Genomic DNA, 14,169 nt, shown 5'->3' with positions numbered 1-14,169 from the left:
TAGCCAGACCTGTCTGGCAGGAAGCGACGATGGCTGCACTGGCACTACAGATCTCCTACCGTAACTGACAGATATGGCGTAGGTGAGCTCAAGCGGCAAGAGGCGGCTGCAAGCGGAGCGCGCAGGCGTGCAGGATGAACGCCCGTAGGGCCAAGATGCCTTGTCCTGGTTCACGACAGCCGCCCCCGGGAGGGGGCACGCACCGCCCCAGCAGGCAATCTCACAACGCGTTCAATAGCCGCTCCAGTCTCTGCTCTCATCATCACGTCGAAGACAGGGAGCAACGCCAAGGGCCAGTAGGCTGTTGATGCTGACGATCCGCAAGACTATCTAGAGCATATCTCTCGCCCCTGCCAGTCCCGCACGGAAGGCATGGATTTGCACCGCCCTGCCGCGTCTGTAAGGTAGTTTTCTCATGCAACAGCGTAAACGTTACAGTGCGAAATAAACGTTACATTCCGGTTCGACTAACCGCTTAGGTGGATCACCGGTGGCTACCGAATGTCATCAACCAGGCCACAGATCTGTTGCAGGTCTTCCGCCTCCTGGAAGCAGATGACATAGGGAACATGGGTATTCCAGATCTATCGCACCACGCGCTTCTGGACGCCGGGCTCCTGATAGGCCTATACCGTGACCTCACATCATTTGCTTCGCGCTGAGGACAGATTTTTGATGGATAGAAACACCGACATTCACACGCGCGAAACCCAAAGGAGAAGGGTTCTCTGGCGCCTTGCAGGTCTACAACCTGGTGATCCCGCAGCGCTGGAGCTAATCCTGGCTCTCGATGAGATCGACCGGGCAGAGGCTGATGATGCCTCGCTGGTAACGAAAATCCTCGATGCCGAGGAGCTTTTAGTCCAGGTACTCGCTGAAGATCATGCCTGCGGCTTCACCATCGTCAGACACCAGAATATTCCGCAGCCTTGGCGCTCACGCTTTCTCGCTGCGAGCATCGGCTCGACCCGTGTGGTGGAAGGTTTTTACGCTCACGACTGGCATAGCTTTCTCCGAAGATGGCAGGCGGAGATGATTCATTTAGATAGCCATAGGAGCGCGGGAATGAAAAGCACGTCTTGACCTCCCGGGCTTGTCATCTTCGTACTGAATGTTTGAGCACCGTCCCGAGGTGCGATCATCTGACGGCGAATCTCTTTTCGGCCTATAAAAATGCCCCTTGGGGTCACCTGCAGAGTCACGAGCCGATTGACTGCTTGGATGAATTCTCGTACGCGCCGTAGGCAAACGAGGTGGTGCGTTTAGCAAGGCACCGAGGCACTCTGAACAGACGCAAGGGCAGAGAAAATATACGGCTTACTCAGCGAAACGGGTAGTGAGCTTCATAGGCAACCTAGCTCCCCTTTTCCACACAGAAGAGGTCGCTGGTGATTTGGTCGCCCGGTCTTTGAGAGACGGTACGGTGATTCGAGCATCCCCAGAAGACGATGCTGAACCAGAAGATGCGACCGTTATTGTGTGGTGGCACGGCGATCCTGGCCGCGTCAGCGAAATCCCTGCATACATGATGGCAAGCAATGCGTTGGTCGACTACGTTCGATTCCATAGCGTTGGGCATAATGTCTCTCATGCAGCGAATCTTTTAGCGCACCTCAGTCAGCACTTTGCTCACAAAGCCTCCGCGAATCTGTACCCTCCATATCAAGGGTGAGCTGGTGCTTGAAATGAGACTCCAACAGAAATCTTTTTTCAAAGGTTGAAGTCCTCAGCCGCCGGAATCATTGCCCTGCTGTCTCGGGCGTAGCGTTGCTCAGAGGCATTTCAACGATATACGTCTCATCTGACGCCCCGTGAGCGGTGTCTTGCTCAGGTGTGCGTTGAAGTCGTATGGTTGATGTGATGAGTTCAGCGCAAGGGGCTAGATCGCCGATGACGATGCCAGAAGAGCGAACACGCTCAGTATTACAGGCGCGGGAATTTCTTATCGCGCTGTCCAAGAATGCTTCGATGAGTGAAGACCTCCGCGGGGAGGCCAAGGCGTTGCTACGTCACTTCCCATCGGAGGACGACATGTTGAACGTCGTGCGGTTTGAGACCAATCCTGACCACTACAGTCCCTGGTCTTACCAGACTTTCGGAATTCCTAGCGGCTCGGGGTGGAGCGTTGTGATGCCAGAGCAAGCCCCGGGGTAATGGTGTACGGGCTAACTGACTCAGGCAGTCGGCACCGTATAGTGCATCCACCAGAATCGTTGCCGATGGTGAGGCCTCAACCCTGAAACAACATCTTTTCATGCGTTGCGCGCGCGTTCCTAAGTAACTTCCCGGCAGGCGACAGGCCAGGGTCTAAACCCGCTTGGAAGACACCCAGAAGGGGCCTAGACCATGCGAATAAGCGCGGCTTGACCTAGCGTATGCAAGCGGAGCGCGCAGGCGGGAGGATGGAAGCCCAGCGGGCCAAGACCCCGACCGAAGTCGGGGCTTGGTTCACGACAGCCGTCCCAAAGGGCACGCCCTAATGATGCGAATATCATTCTGACGCTCACGAAACGAGCCGTGCAGTGACTGAAAGGTGAGCCAATGAATGTCCGGGAAATGATCGCGGTGCTGTCGACTTTTGATCCGGAGGCCGAGGTTGTCGTTGAATACGATGACCAGTACAGGCTCGTCAAAGCTGTACAGCCACAAGCGGTGCTGACTGAAGGAGCATCCTGGGGTGACTACCAAGGGATTGAATCCCTGGATACAGAGGATAGCTTGTACCCACCTTCTATGGATGAGCAGCTAGCAAACCAGGCAAGCCCGAGAGAGGTAGTCGTGGCGATTTGGGGCTCGAATCCACCCGAAGGACTCTGCCTGCCTACAGAGTCACCATAACCCTATGCACGAACGCCGCAGGGGATGCAGCTACCGCCCGCGGGCTATGGGAGTTTACGAGGCAGATGAGGGTCATGAAACGGGTGTGTGATTGACCTCAGTTACCCCCTGAGCTACCGTCTAAAAAACGTTATGAGAATGGAGAGGCCACCATGACCTACCGCGAAGAAGATTGGCTCTGAACACGAGGGTCGCCGCAGCTGAAATGCGTGATCTCCCATCGTCAGAGACGGGTTTGTTGGCGGCATCTCACAAAATGCGCGAAGAAACTAGGTATAACCAAGTGAGAACCCCTATGCAGCGCGAAGAAGAATGGATTTAAACAGGCGCATGCCACCTTGGTGCTGTGTTTTAAGGGATGACATCCTTGAGTACCAGTTGTTCGAGTTGTGACAGGGGCTCAGGCCGAGCACTCAGCCTTCAACCAAGACACGCGGCGCGAATGACGGAGTATCCCTAGTGTATGCCAAGGAAAAGAACCCTTCCAAACAATCTCTCAGGTTGACCTTACAAAGATTTTGGTGGCTTATGAAGCGCTGATCGCGCTCGATCTGCTACAGCTAAGTCTTGGGTAAAACTTTCATCTAGTTGATTGTCAAGCGCTGCATATTCTTCCTTCGGCATTCCTTCCAGAAGAGCGTCTCTCAGTTCTTTCCGCTTGCGAAGGTATATCTCCCTAACGTGATGGTGCCTTACTGACTTGATGGTTTCGTCATAGCTCGCCAGATCGCGGAACGCCCAGTCAATATAGTGCTCAACAGAGTCCGGATGGATCTGGCCCGTTTCAACTTGGATTTCGGTAACAAAAGTTTTGATATCAATCAGGTTTCTCCGAAGCTCATCCTCGTTGCGAATTTGATGATCATTTAGTAGGTTGAGGATTTTCTTTGTAATGAATGCATGCCGATACATGTGTGGGCATACTTGGTGGGATATGCCGGCAATCTTCCTTAGATGCCCAATTTCGTTGGATAGGGTTTGACCGCTAAGCGCCTTGCCGGTACGCTCGGAAATAAATAGCTTTCGATGGTCAGCTCCTAGTTTGTAATGCTTTTTTATGGTCATCCTCCGGGCTTTCTCGATATGAGTTTTAACTTTTCGGAGAACCATATGCGGAACTGAAACTTGCCTGGTTTCGATTTCACCTCCAGTCTTTAGGGTAATCAAGGCCAGCTTGTATTCGGGATCATTCAGTGCGTTTGTGATGTCGTCAATAGATACGTTTTGTATTTCGTCTCGCCTTGCTCCAGTGGCTTCGAATAAATCCAGTAAACAAGCGCGGCGCTCACGGATAAAAGCACTATAGGTAGAGTTTCGGTTTGCTCTTGTTAGTCTTTCAATATCATCATTGGTGATGGGGTCTCTCTTGTGCTGTCTCCGTGAAAATGTAAAAGAGGAATGGCTTTTGTAGTTGCGCCAGATCAATCTTCCATTTCTGCCTTTGGTAGCAAACCTTTCATTCGTAATTCTTATTGTACCTTCCTCTGATACAAAGTTAGGGTTTCCATAGAAGTGGCCTACAAAATAAAGGAAGTCCAACCATATCCGTCCAGTAGCAAGTGCTGAAGTACCGCTTTTCTTCTCTTTGGCCGGATTTTTATGGGATCTTTCCTGAGCCATTTCAATTACGTAATCGCTAAATATGCCATCGCTCAGATCCTTGGGTTCAATGGAATCCCGATAACAGCGTTTAAGTAGCTGACTAATTTTCGAGGCATAGTCTCCAATCGTGCCACCTTTATCTCCCCGCCTTGATAGGCCTTCTCTACCGCCGCGTCCAATCTTTTGATATAAGGATAGTATATAGAGGTTTCCAATCAGGCATGGCGACTTGTCTGGCCATGTAATATAGGAAATATTACTCGCGTCTCGCTTGTATAAGCGATCGATTGAAAAGTGCCGGTTGAGCTCGAAGTCTCCAAGGAGATGATAAATCTTTTCAGGGGCTACAATCGTAGCGGGCTTAGCGGTCACGGTACGCATTTAAGTCTATAACCTCTAAGCTAGGTGGTGGAGAGGAGCGAGTGAGCTGATCAAATGGAGGAGTATTCATGCTGACAATAGCCCTCAAACTGTTCGAAGCCGTTTGAACCCGGCTTGCACGGCTAGCGGAATCGGTGCCAGCTCCTATGATGGAAAACTGATGTAAGGCGTCACTGAGAGCGCTGAGCAAAATCATGTTTGTTTGCCGAAGGATGTCCAGCTCGCTTTCGAGTTCCTCTAATTTAAGTTTGAGGCCAGACTTGCTACGCTTGTTAGCCCGTGTGGTTTTTCTGTCGGAGAATTCGATCGCTGCAATGGCTTTGCGGCGTAGGTCGTCTAGTGCCTTGTAGCCACCGGTGATAATATAATCTGCGTGCGTTTTTAATGAGTTTAAGCTCATTGGAAACGTTTTTAATGTATCTCCCGTTTCTGTCGCTACAGTGCACTGGAATTTAGAAAGGCTCGCTTGGGTTTTCAATGCGGTTCGTAGTTCTATGTCAGCTGCATATTCTCTAGGCCGCTTGATAGCATTCATGAGTATTTGCTGGAGTGCATTGATGCCCTCTGAAATTTGGATGTTTTTGGTCGATCTGCTCATCAGACGCTCCGAGGCTTAGTCAGTTTGGCGACAATTTTGTAGGTCTCGCCATGCACGTCGGTAAAAAACTCCGGCTCAACCTCAAGCCAGCCTTCTATCATTAGGTCGTTGATATAGTCCTCAATCGCATTGCTGTCAATAACCTCAACGTCGTCTGTCCCATAGTGATCCTTTACCAGTTCAGCAAGGTCTTCGTATTCGGAGTAGTCCCCGGATTTAAGGCGCTCACTCAGGTATTGTGAACTCGCACTTCGAAGGATAGCGCCGTCTGTAGTTTCAGTAATATAGTGCCAGACGTGGCTAGGGTCTGTGTGGCCAAGCATCCACCGCAATGTATCAAGGCTATTAAATGTGCTGCAGTAGAAAAATAACATTGCAAAGAAACGACGCAATTGATGCTGTCGAATATACATGCGTTTTCCCTCGCTAGTTAGCGGGGTTTCAAAGTAGTCGCAAAAAAAATCTAGATTACGATTAAAGTTTCGGTCGGTTAACTTGGCCGCTCCCCGTAAATGGGGGGTAGAGAAGAGCTTCATCTCCCGTTTAATGAACCCAATGCGTTTGAGTTCCCCATGCATACGTTGCAGATTCTTGACCATCTGTGCCGCAATGGGATCAATAGGGCGTGCCTCGATTAAGCGCTTCCCAGAAGCATACCGGGTGCTTTTAGCATTTTGGAAAATCAGCCAGGATTCTGTTACATCCATACAATCGTGCGGCATCAGGCCAGTGAGTTCGCTTACGCGGCGCGCCATCAAGATACCGACTAAGAGTTGAATGCCACCTATGTAAACGCAGATGAGTTCATAGAAACCACGGTTAGCTCTGAGATCTCTAAAGTATTCAGATTTTCCTCCCTTGAAAGGTGTGGAGTAATCATGGTCTTCATCGGGGATGCTCAGGGATAGCCTGCTTACACCTAGGTCAACCAGTTCTGAACCCACCAACTGACGTACCCTTTTTGAAGATAAGCTTGCCGGTTTTATATTGACACGCTGACACTCCCTAGCAATCCGACACATTGCATCAATGAGCGTATTACCGTGTTTAATGTGCAGTTCAATAGCGTTGCGAATAGATGTAAACGCTAGTTCTGATGGGAGAGTCTGAAAACGTCCCCGGTTCGACAATGCAGGCTGGAATCTTTCTGCCTCTATTAAGGCGCTGCTGGCTGGTGCCGGGTATCCTACTTCGTGTAGTATTCCTAAGCTATAAATCGCATGCCTATACGAAGCGTAGCCGCTCATTCCTAGAAGCGCTTCATTATCTTTTCGTATGGGCGCGCGTGGATACTCTCTTTCAAAAAGGCAAGAGTTATCATTGTATGTCAAAATTAGTTTAACAGGTTTTAAGCTTGTGTTGCCCCAAATGCAGTTTTTATAGATTTCCTTTGAAATAAGGGTTGAGTTGGGTTGGTTGCCGTTAGCGGTCTTATGATAGAATCCGTGAAGAAGGAGGCATGCTCTGATTTTCGGAATCAGGGTCTCATCAATACCCAAGCTGTTGTTACATAGTTGCTCATCCGTTATATCCATGAGCTGAGGCTTGAGCTTTAATGTTTCCTCAATCTTTTTAGTGCATGTGGATGTTAGTAGTTCGAGGCAATACCTCCTGAGCTCGTTCGTCCAGTTATAGATGGACTCACAAACTTCTGGGTTCCTAGATATATTCTCAAGTATCTCCTTAAGATTGCCGGATGTCAGTTCGCCAAGTTTGTGCTTGTAGATCTTATATCTCGCGCAATTGATAAGAAAGTAATCGATCACGCAGCACGCGGTAGAGAAGCGCTTAGCTTGCATCTCTTTGACCGTGGTTTCGTTCGAGTGCGCGTCTCGAGTTGCGCCGATTAAATAATATTTAAAACTCTCAAGCAGAATTTTATTTGATTCTCCGGTAAGCATGCTGCCATCAGATAGTTTTACACACCAGTTGATGTACGGTGATTCAGTGTGGCCGAAATTGTAATACCATTTAGTATCCTCAAAGTCACTTTTTAGCCAGGCTGCACTGCGGTAGGCATCCCGTGGATCCTGTGTGAATTTCTTCAAGAACTCTAGGTTAGGCGGCAGATTCATATATGAACTTCAGCATGGATTCTGGATCGGTTCGCGACTCAGCTACAGTAAGGCTTTCCAGCAAGACTTCATCGAACCCTTCGCGAATGTGGGTCGAAACCAGCATGGTAAAGGCTGCCCAGTATTTAGCTTTCGCGTGTACTTGATCTGGCTTGGAAGCAGAGCTTACCGCGTCGCGCAGTGAAACGAGGCTGGTCATCAACGGAGTGCTTATGGATATCAGGACTCGCTCCTCGGATTTATTGCTATTATGCTTTGTAAGGTTTTTTCCCTGGTTCCTCGGAAGTTTCAGTCGTTGAGGAAGCTCTTTTAAAGCGTGATTCGACAAAAATTCGTGGAGCTCGTCCATGTTTTCAAAGCCGCTAGCTTCTAACAGATAGGGGCTATTCTTCATCGCCTCAAGGATAACGCCCTTCTGAAATATTCTGATCCAGCGCGTTTGGAAGAAATCGAGGATCACTTGCGGCAGATACGAGCTGAGTAAATTGGGTCGAAAGGTTTCATGGCCCAGGTCTCGGGCAAGCTTTCTTACGCTGTTATGTCTCAAGTAATCCTCGACAGCTACCGATGGACGATAGCTGGCGATCGAGACCCGATTGACAAGATGTCGCAGTTCAACATCCCCAAGAGCACTGTGTCTGGAGAACTCAGCAACTATCTCTTCCATCGTTTCCTTAGCAGTGTTTGCGCCCCATCGTTTCGTATTAGGCCGATTAGGTTTATTGATACTACGACTGCAGTGAATGAGAAGATACCGCCAAGCGTCGAAACCTGCTTCCCTGAGTTCTTTACGGAGCGGCTCCGTCAGTTCGATCAACATCCTGACTACAGCGGCATCACGCGCAGATAAATCGATCTTCTGCTCGCTGAGTTTGCCTCCTTTGCGATCTTTGTATCCAATAAGCTGGTAACCGCTATTGGTTTTCAGAAGGCCGGAAAGATTTCCATTCTTATCGTATAGCTCAAAGTCTTTGAAAAAGCTTTCAGTCATGACTGGATGCGAACGGATGAGCATAAGCAGTAACGCAATGAGGTCATATTTGTTTGGTAGACCAAGTTCGTTGGATATCTCGGATTTTTGAATGGTTCCAAAGCGTTTCTGATAGTCGTTCCGGAAGAACGGCAAGCCATGGGCCTCGAACGATGCGCAGATGTGTTCCGCACCGATATCAGCGATCGATTGGGCGCTTGGACGGTTTTCCGAGATAACGGTGCCGATCTTCGACAGTCGAATTCGACGCAGCTGTGCTTTACGTAGCTTCATGCAGCGACTTCTTGCCCACTTAAAAACGAGTGCATTATCAAGCTTTATTTTCTTGAACAGGATAGTGATCGCTTCTGAGTCCGTCAGTGTGAGAGGGATTTGAGTAATTAGATTATTCTTCACCTCCCGTCCGTCTTCGTTTTTGACGACCTTTGTGCGAGAGCCACATTTTGCTGTCATAGGGACTTTGCTGAGCGCTCCCCTGAACGGCTTTGCCCAAACTCCGGTATCTAAAAAGCTTTCGGTAATGGAGTTTATGAACCTAGAATAGACTTTAGATTTCGATTCATGCTCCGTCCGGGCACGAGTAGACCGATGCCAACTCTCCCAAAGATAGCTGTTAAAAAGGTTGTTGATGCGGATTGGGCAGCCGAATGTCTCTACTGGATACTCAGCTGAGTTTTCGGCTAGATAGTCGAGGAAGTGGTTGATTTCCACGTTGTCATTTCTAATTTTCTTTTCATGTAACTGGTTATAGTACTTATAGAACTGCTCGGCGAATTCACTGCCATGCGAATGCCATATTTGCGGCAAGGCGAGAATGATATTCCCTCCTTTAGGGTCGGTAATAGTCCAGCCGTTCCAGTACCTCACAGCATGTAGGTCTAGCCCTTGCTTCTGCTGTTCCCATACAGAAGCGCACTTCTCGAGGAATTGCGGGCTTTGTTCATAGGTGGGACAGAGAGGCAAGTGCTTCTGCATCTCGTGCAGGAGCTTGATGAAGTTCACCGCGTAGCGCCGGCGGGTTTGTTGAGATTGATCGATGAGGCACTGGCCGCTAAAAGAACCGATGAACCCGACACACACACTGCCGAAGCTTTTGTCTGATATGCCCAGGTAGCTCACCGCCGTGCTCGTCACGTGACAATACGCCTCAAAGAGCTTCATCAAGCACCGGAACCCGCCAGTCGTGATCACGGCGCTGCATTGCTCCATCAACAAGCGTACGGCCGGCGGCAGCCTCCTGAACGGATAGTATTTCAGAGAAGACGTGTTTTTGATGATTGTCAAGGACATTTGCTCCCTAGGGGATGCGCGGCTAGGCCCGTGCTGGAGGATTTTTGGCAGATTTGACAAGCCCGTGCAAGTGGCAATCTCGACGAACGCAGCCTCGATGCGGACCTGGCCTTGGCGCTGGTGCTTAACGGGCGGGATCTGTTGCGCGATGAGCCGCCACTGAAGGTGCTGCTCATGTCTGCCACTTTGGAAGGCGAACGGCTTTCAACGCTGCTGGACGACGCTCCGGTTATCAGCAGCCAAGGCCGTGCGTACCCGGTGGAGGTGCGATGGGGCCGCGCACCGCAGCAAGGGGAATACCTGGATGCCAGGGTAGAAAGCGTGGTGCTCCAGGCGTTGGACGAGCAGGCCGGCAGCGTGCTGGTGTTCCTGCCGGGGCAGGCCGAGATCCGCCGGGTGGCGCAGCGCCTGGAAAGCGCCCTGGGTAGCTACCCCGGCGTTCGGCTGTGCCCATTGCATGGTGAGCTCGATCTGGCGGCCCAGCGTGCCGCCATCGAACCTGCGCCCGCCGGTGAGCGCAAGGTGGTGCTCGCCACTAATATCGCTGAAACCAGCCTCACCATCGAGGGTGTGCGTGTAGTAGTGGACAGCGGGCTGGCTCGGGTGCCGCGCTTCGACCCCGGCACGGGCATGACACGTCTCGATACCCAGCGTGTTTCCCGTGCCAGCGCTACCCAGCGCGCCGGCCGGGCAGGGCGGCTGGAGCCGGGCGTGTGTTACCGGCTGTGGTCCGAAACCCAGCATGAGCAACTCGCGGCTTATGACAGCGCCGAGATACTTCAGGCCGACCTGGCGCCGCTGGCGCTGCAGCTACACCGCTGGGGCTCAACGCCGGATCAGCTGCGTTGGCTCGATATGCCGCCGCCCGCTGCGATGTCCCAGGCCGATGATCTGCTTGCCCGCCTCGGCGCCCTTGCTGCGGACGGCCGGCTGACGGCGCACGGTCAGGCGATGGCTGGCCTGCCGGCGCATCCGCGAATCGCCCACCTGCTACTGCGAGCCAAAGCCCTTGGGCTGGAGGCCATGGGTTGCGACCTCGCCGCCTTGCTGGGTGAGCGCGACATCGTGCGTGACCGTGGCGCCGACTTGCACAGCCGTTTGGCCATGCTGCACAGCGGGGCCCGTGCCTCCCAGCGCATCAAGCAACTGGCCAGGCAGTACCAGGGCCTGCTGCGCGGTCAACCCAATGCAGCACGCCCTGTCGAAGATCCCCAGGCCGACCGCTGGCTTGGCATGTTGCTCGCCCTGGCGTACCCCGACCGGGTTGCCCAGCAACGCCGCGCCGGCGGGGCTGAGTACCGCCTGGCCAACGGCCGCGCGGCCCAATTCGGTGAGCCAGACGCGCTGATGAAACATGAATGGCTGGTGGTGGCGGACCTGGGTAGCCGCCAAGGCCAGCGCGAGGAGCGGATATACCTTGCCGCAGACCTGAACCCTTTGCTGTTCGATACCGTATTGGCCGAGCAGGTACAGCGTCGGGACGTGCTGGAATGGGATGACAAGGAAGGTACGCTGCGCGCCGAAGCCCAGTGGCGGGTCGGTGACCTGGTGCTGCGCCGCGAGCCGCTTTCCGGCTTGGACGAGGCCGCGCGCGGGCAGGCGCTAGTCGACCTGGTACGACGCAAGGGGCTGGCTCTGCTGCCCTTCACTCCTGAACTGCGACAGTGGCAGGCGCGCGTGCAGCTACTGCGCGATCTGGACCTTGCCACCGGCCAGACCGAATGGCCGGACGTCAGCGATGAAGGCTTGCTGGCAAGCTTGGAAACCTGGTTGACGCCTTACCTGGGCAAGGTCACCCGACTGGCTCATTTCAGCCAACTGGACCTCTCCAGCATTCTGCACAATCTGCTGCCCTGGCCATTACCCCAGCGCCTGAACGAATTGGCACCCACCCACCTGAACGTGCCGTCGGGCTCGTCCATCCGGCTCGACTACAGTGAGCATCCGCCAGTACTGGCGGTGCGGCTGCAAGAGCTGTTCGGCCTGGCCGACACCCCGCGCATCGCCGGCAACCGGGTGCAAGTAAAACTGCATTTGCTGTCCCCGGCACGGCGGCCAGTGCAGGTCACCCAGGACCTGGCCAACTTCTGGCGCAGCACCTACAGCGAAGTGAAGAAGGACTTGAAGGGCCGGTACCCCAAACACTACTGGCCGGATGACCCGCTAGTGGCCGAGGCCACCGCACGGGCGAAACCGAGGGGGACGTAGCAGCAAGGAGGGCGTCTGTAACGTTCAGACGGGTGTGCTACGGTAGGCCAAGCCAAGCCTGACGAACCTTATTAACGATATTCTTTGACCCAAAAACCAGGCTTGGGTACGATGGCCTTGTCGCTACAGACCGGAACCTCAGATGAGGGGTAGCGATGCCGGGAACGAGTTCAGACACGTTCCTCCCAGCCTGTGAGCGGGTTTAAAGGCCAGGCCGACATTTGATTCAGCAAAAAGCCCTGCGGTGTGAGCCGTAGGGCTTTTTTGCTATTTATTTATCAGCCTTCAAACCGAGATACCCTCGTTGCGCTTTTCCAACACGTAGCGAACGTTATATAACGGACCTTTGCTCGGCAGGCCGGAGCGTCCCCAAGGTTCAACTTCGTAAGCGGAAACCACATTCAGGCGAAGGAAGTTTTCCCGGTTCAGCGGCTTGCGGATTTCAAAGAAAATTGCGTATTCATGAGCGTCAAGGCAAAAATATCGCCTGTTGTTCTGGCCCGCAAAGTGAGCTCTTACCTTCGAATCAATGAAGCGCCTATCAATGTAGTCAATTAGCTGTTTGGGAAGAGAGTACCTGGGAGAGCAGAAATATCGTTTTTCCCGAACTTTTGGATGAACTATTAATGGCCCATTTCCCTTCTTGTCACTGAAGCAATGAAGCCCGAATGTGAATTCGACGCACACGTTGCAGGCCGCCAGCTGGTATGCCCGCGCAGTTGGCTGTAAATGTGCCATACAGACTTTTTTTCCGTCTACCGTCAGGTCTTCCCAGCGCATACTCATTGCCGCTTCATTTCGGCTCACGAGAATATTCCATTAGTGAATCATGTCAATGCAGCGCTGCATGATTTCACCGGGAAAATTTGTCCAGTAACTGCTCTGTACTGACGACGTGGGTTCAGCGGTGGCTGAATAGGTTCTGGTCTTGCAGTAAGTCTTGAATCTTGTGGTGCTAATTTATATTGAAGTAAGCCAGTGCTATTTGCGCGGCCGTTACGCTGAACTAATTAATACGTAACGATATAGGACGAAACGAATCGCCTTCTTAAAAGGCGCCGGTCGAGAAATGAAGCCATAGCGGGAGCCTACGCCCCCGGCACTTTCCCCGGCAGCAAAAACCGACCCATCAATGGCAAATGATCGGAAATCCCAAGGGTATCTTCCTGCCGTACGTGGGCTTCGAGCTGGCGCACGCGGGGGCTGTGTACCAGGTAGTCCAGGGTGCGATCCGGGCCGTTGGCCGTGGGCGGAAAGTGGGTGAACCAGTCGGCTCGATCAGGGCCGCCGGCTTGCGCGTTGCTGGGGATCAGCGGGTAGCGATCCCACAGCAGGTGCAAATCGTCGGCGGGGGAATAATCTGCCTGCTCACCAGGCTCCAGCCGTCGGTATTGGCCCAAGGGTAGGAGGTTGAAGTCGCCCCCCAGTAGCCAAGGCGTGCCCAGGCTTTCCAGATGGTCTACCCGGTCGGCCACCGCTTGCAGTTGCCGGGCCTGGGCGTCGTTGCCGCGCTTGTAGGGCTCCAGGCGAGTATTGAGCACAGCCAAGTGGCCGCTGCCATCGGTGACGGGCAAATAGGCGCCCAGCATCACCTGCTGAGGATGGAACCAGCTGAAGCGGCTTACAGGGCGAGGCAATTGCCAGCGCTCGGCCTGATCAATGCGATAACGGCTGAGCGTGGCGAGCTTGCGCCCCACGCTGCCGAATATGCGGGTATCGGGTATGAAGTCGGCCTTCCAGTCAAAAGCTTCCACGCTGCAGGGGTACAGGTCTACCAAGCGCTCCTGCAGCAAGGCGAGCTGGTTCTGGTAACCGGTGGCCTTGGCGCCATCGTCCAGTTCCTGCAATAGCACCACATCGGGCTGCTCGTCGCGGATTACCCGTACTACTTCGTCCAGGTCATGAGCGATGTCCTCGGCGCTCGGGCGGTCGTCATGGCTCTGGCCTTCAGGGGCGCCGTACCAGAAGAGGTACCGCTTGCCGGCCAGGAACTGCACGTTCCACGTCATTACTTTCAGCGGCTGGCCCGGCGCCAATGTAGGCGGGCTGCCTCGGCACACTGGCGTTACGACGGCGTGGGGCGCGGGATGCCACGACAGGTGCCAGGCCAGCGCAGCGAGGGCGGCGGCCATCAGCAGAAGGATCAGGGAAGCGTTACGCAGTCGTCGAATCATCGGCTCGGCTAC

General features: G+C 53.2%; 9 protein-coding genes and 1 pseudogene. 4 read left to right on the top strand and 6 right to left on the bottom strand.

What is annotated here, in order from left to right:
- Positions 1-675 precede the first annotated feature (675 nt).
- From G7016_RS23605 to G7016_RS23600, 3 genes are all read left to right on the top strand, one after another.
- Positions 676-1,083 (top strand): hypothetical protein, encoded by a 408-nt coding sequence (locus tag G7016_RS23605; RefSeq protein WP_181118230.1) that lies wholly within the window; start codon positions 676-678, stop codon positions 1,081-1,083.
- Positions 1,084-1,848: 765 nt separating this feature from the next.
- Positions 1,849-2,154 (top strand): BPSL0761 family protein, encoded by a 306-nt coding sequence (locus tag G7016_RS25420; protein ID WP_308812210.1) that lies wholly within the window; start codon positions 1,849-1,851, stop codon positions 2,152-2,154.
- Positions 2,155-2,541: 387 nt separating this feature from the next.
- Positions 2,542-2,838, top strand: a complete 297-nt coding sequence (locus G7016_RS23600) for a hypothetical protein (protein WP_181118229.1) — start codon at positions 2,542-2,544, stop codon at positions 2,836-2,838.
- A 507-nt stretch (positions 2,839-3,345) separates the two neighbouring features.
- Here G7016_RS23600 and G7016_RS23595 read toward each other — a convergent pair.
- From G7016_RS23595 to G7016_RS23580, 4 genes are read right to left on the bottom strand one after another with little or no spacing between them, the layout of a single operon-like run.
- Positions 3,346-4,821, bottom strand: coding sequence for a tyrosine-type recombinase/integrase (locus G7016_RS23595; protein WP_181118228.1), 1,476 nt, complete (start codon positions 4,819-4,821; stop codon positions 3,346-3,348).
- A complete protein-coding gene (locus tag G7016_RS23590; protein WP_181118227.1) occupies positions 4,802-5,419 on the bottom strand; it encodes a hypothetical protein in 618 nt (205 codons plus the stop codon). Before G7016_RS23590 ends, G7016_RS23595 begins: the two co-directional genes overlap by 20 nt.
- Positions 5,419-7,494 (bottom strand): integrase, encoded by a 2,076-nt coding sequence (locus tag G7016_RS23585; RefSeq protein ID WP_181118226.1) that lies wholly within the window; start codon positions 7,492-7,494, stop codon positions 5,419-5,421. The genes G7016_RS23590 and G7016_RS23585 overlap by 1 nt, the downstream gene beginning before the upstream one ends.
- Positions 7,478-9,769, bottom strand: a complete 2,292-nt coding sequence (locus G7016_RS23580) for a hypothetical protein (RefSeq protein ID WP_181118225.1) — start codon at positions 9,767-9,769, stop codon at positions 7,478-7,480. The genes G7016_RS23585 and G7016_RS23580 overlap by 17 nt, the downstream gene beginning before the upstream one ends.
- Before the next feature lie 90 nt (positions 9,770-9,859).
- Here G7016_RS23580 and hrpB point away from each other — a divergent pair.
- Positions 9,860-11,983, top strand: a pseudogene (gene hrpB / locus G7016_RS23575) (ATP-dependent helicase HrpB); the annotation flags it as partial.
- A gap of 285 nt (positions 11,984-12,268) precedes the next feature.
- Here hrpB and G7016_RS23570 read toward each other — a convergent pair.
- Positions 12,269-12,790, bottom strand: coding sequence for a hypothetical protein (locus G7016_RS23570; protein ID WP_308812209.1), 522 nt, complete (start codon positions 12,788-12,790; stop codon positions 12,269-12,271).
- Between the two features lie 281 nt (positions 12,791-13,071).
- Complete coding sequence (locus tag G7016_RS23565) at positions 13,072-14,157, bottom strand: endonuclease/exonuclease/phosphatase family protein (RefSeq protein ID WP_181118224.1); 1,086 nt, start codon at positions 14,155-14,157, stop codon at positions 13,072-13,074.
- Positions 14,158-14,169 lie beyond the last annotated feature (12 nt).

This window comes from Pseudomonas japonica, from assembly GCF_013522925.1.
Classification (GTDB): domain Bacteria; phylum Pseudomonadota; class Gammaproteobacteria; order Pseudomonadales; family Pseudomonadaceae; genus Aquipseudomonas; species Aquipseudomonas japonica_A.
Note: the sequence above shows the minus strand (reverse complement) of the source record. Positions and strands in the feature narration are given on the sequence as shown.

Coding starts and splice junctions, on each gene's coding strand:
- G7016_RS23600 (WP_181118229.1), top strand. CDS start 2,542: ATGAATGTCCGGGAAATGATCGCGGTGCTGTCGACTTTTGATCCGGAG.
- G7016_RS23605 (WP_181118230.1), top strand. CDS start 676: ATGGATAGAAACACCGACATTCACACGCGCGAAACCCAAAGGAGAAGG.
- G7016_RS25420 (WP_308812210.1), top strand. CDS start 1,849: ATGGTTGATGTGATGAGTTCAGCGCAAGGGGCTAGATCGCCGATGACG.
- G7016_RS23585 (WP_181118226.1), bottom strand. CDS start 7,494: ATGAATCTGCCGCCTAACCTAGAGTTCTTGAAGAAATTCACACAGGAT.
- G7016_RS23590 (WP_181118227.1), bottom strand. CDS start 5,419: ATGAGCAGATCGACCAAAAACATCCAAATTTCAGAGGGCATCAATGCA.
- G7016_RS23595 (WP_181118228.1), bottom strand. CDS start 4,821: ATGCGTACCGTGACCGCTAAGCCCGCTACGATTGTAGCCCCTGAAAAG.
- G7016_RS23565 (WP_181118224.1), bottom strand. CDS start 14,157: ATGATTCGACGACTGCGTAACGCTTCCCTGATCCTTCTGCTGATGGCC.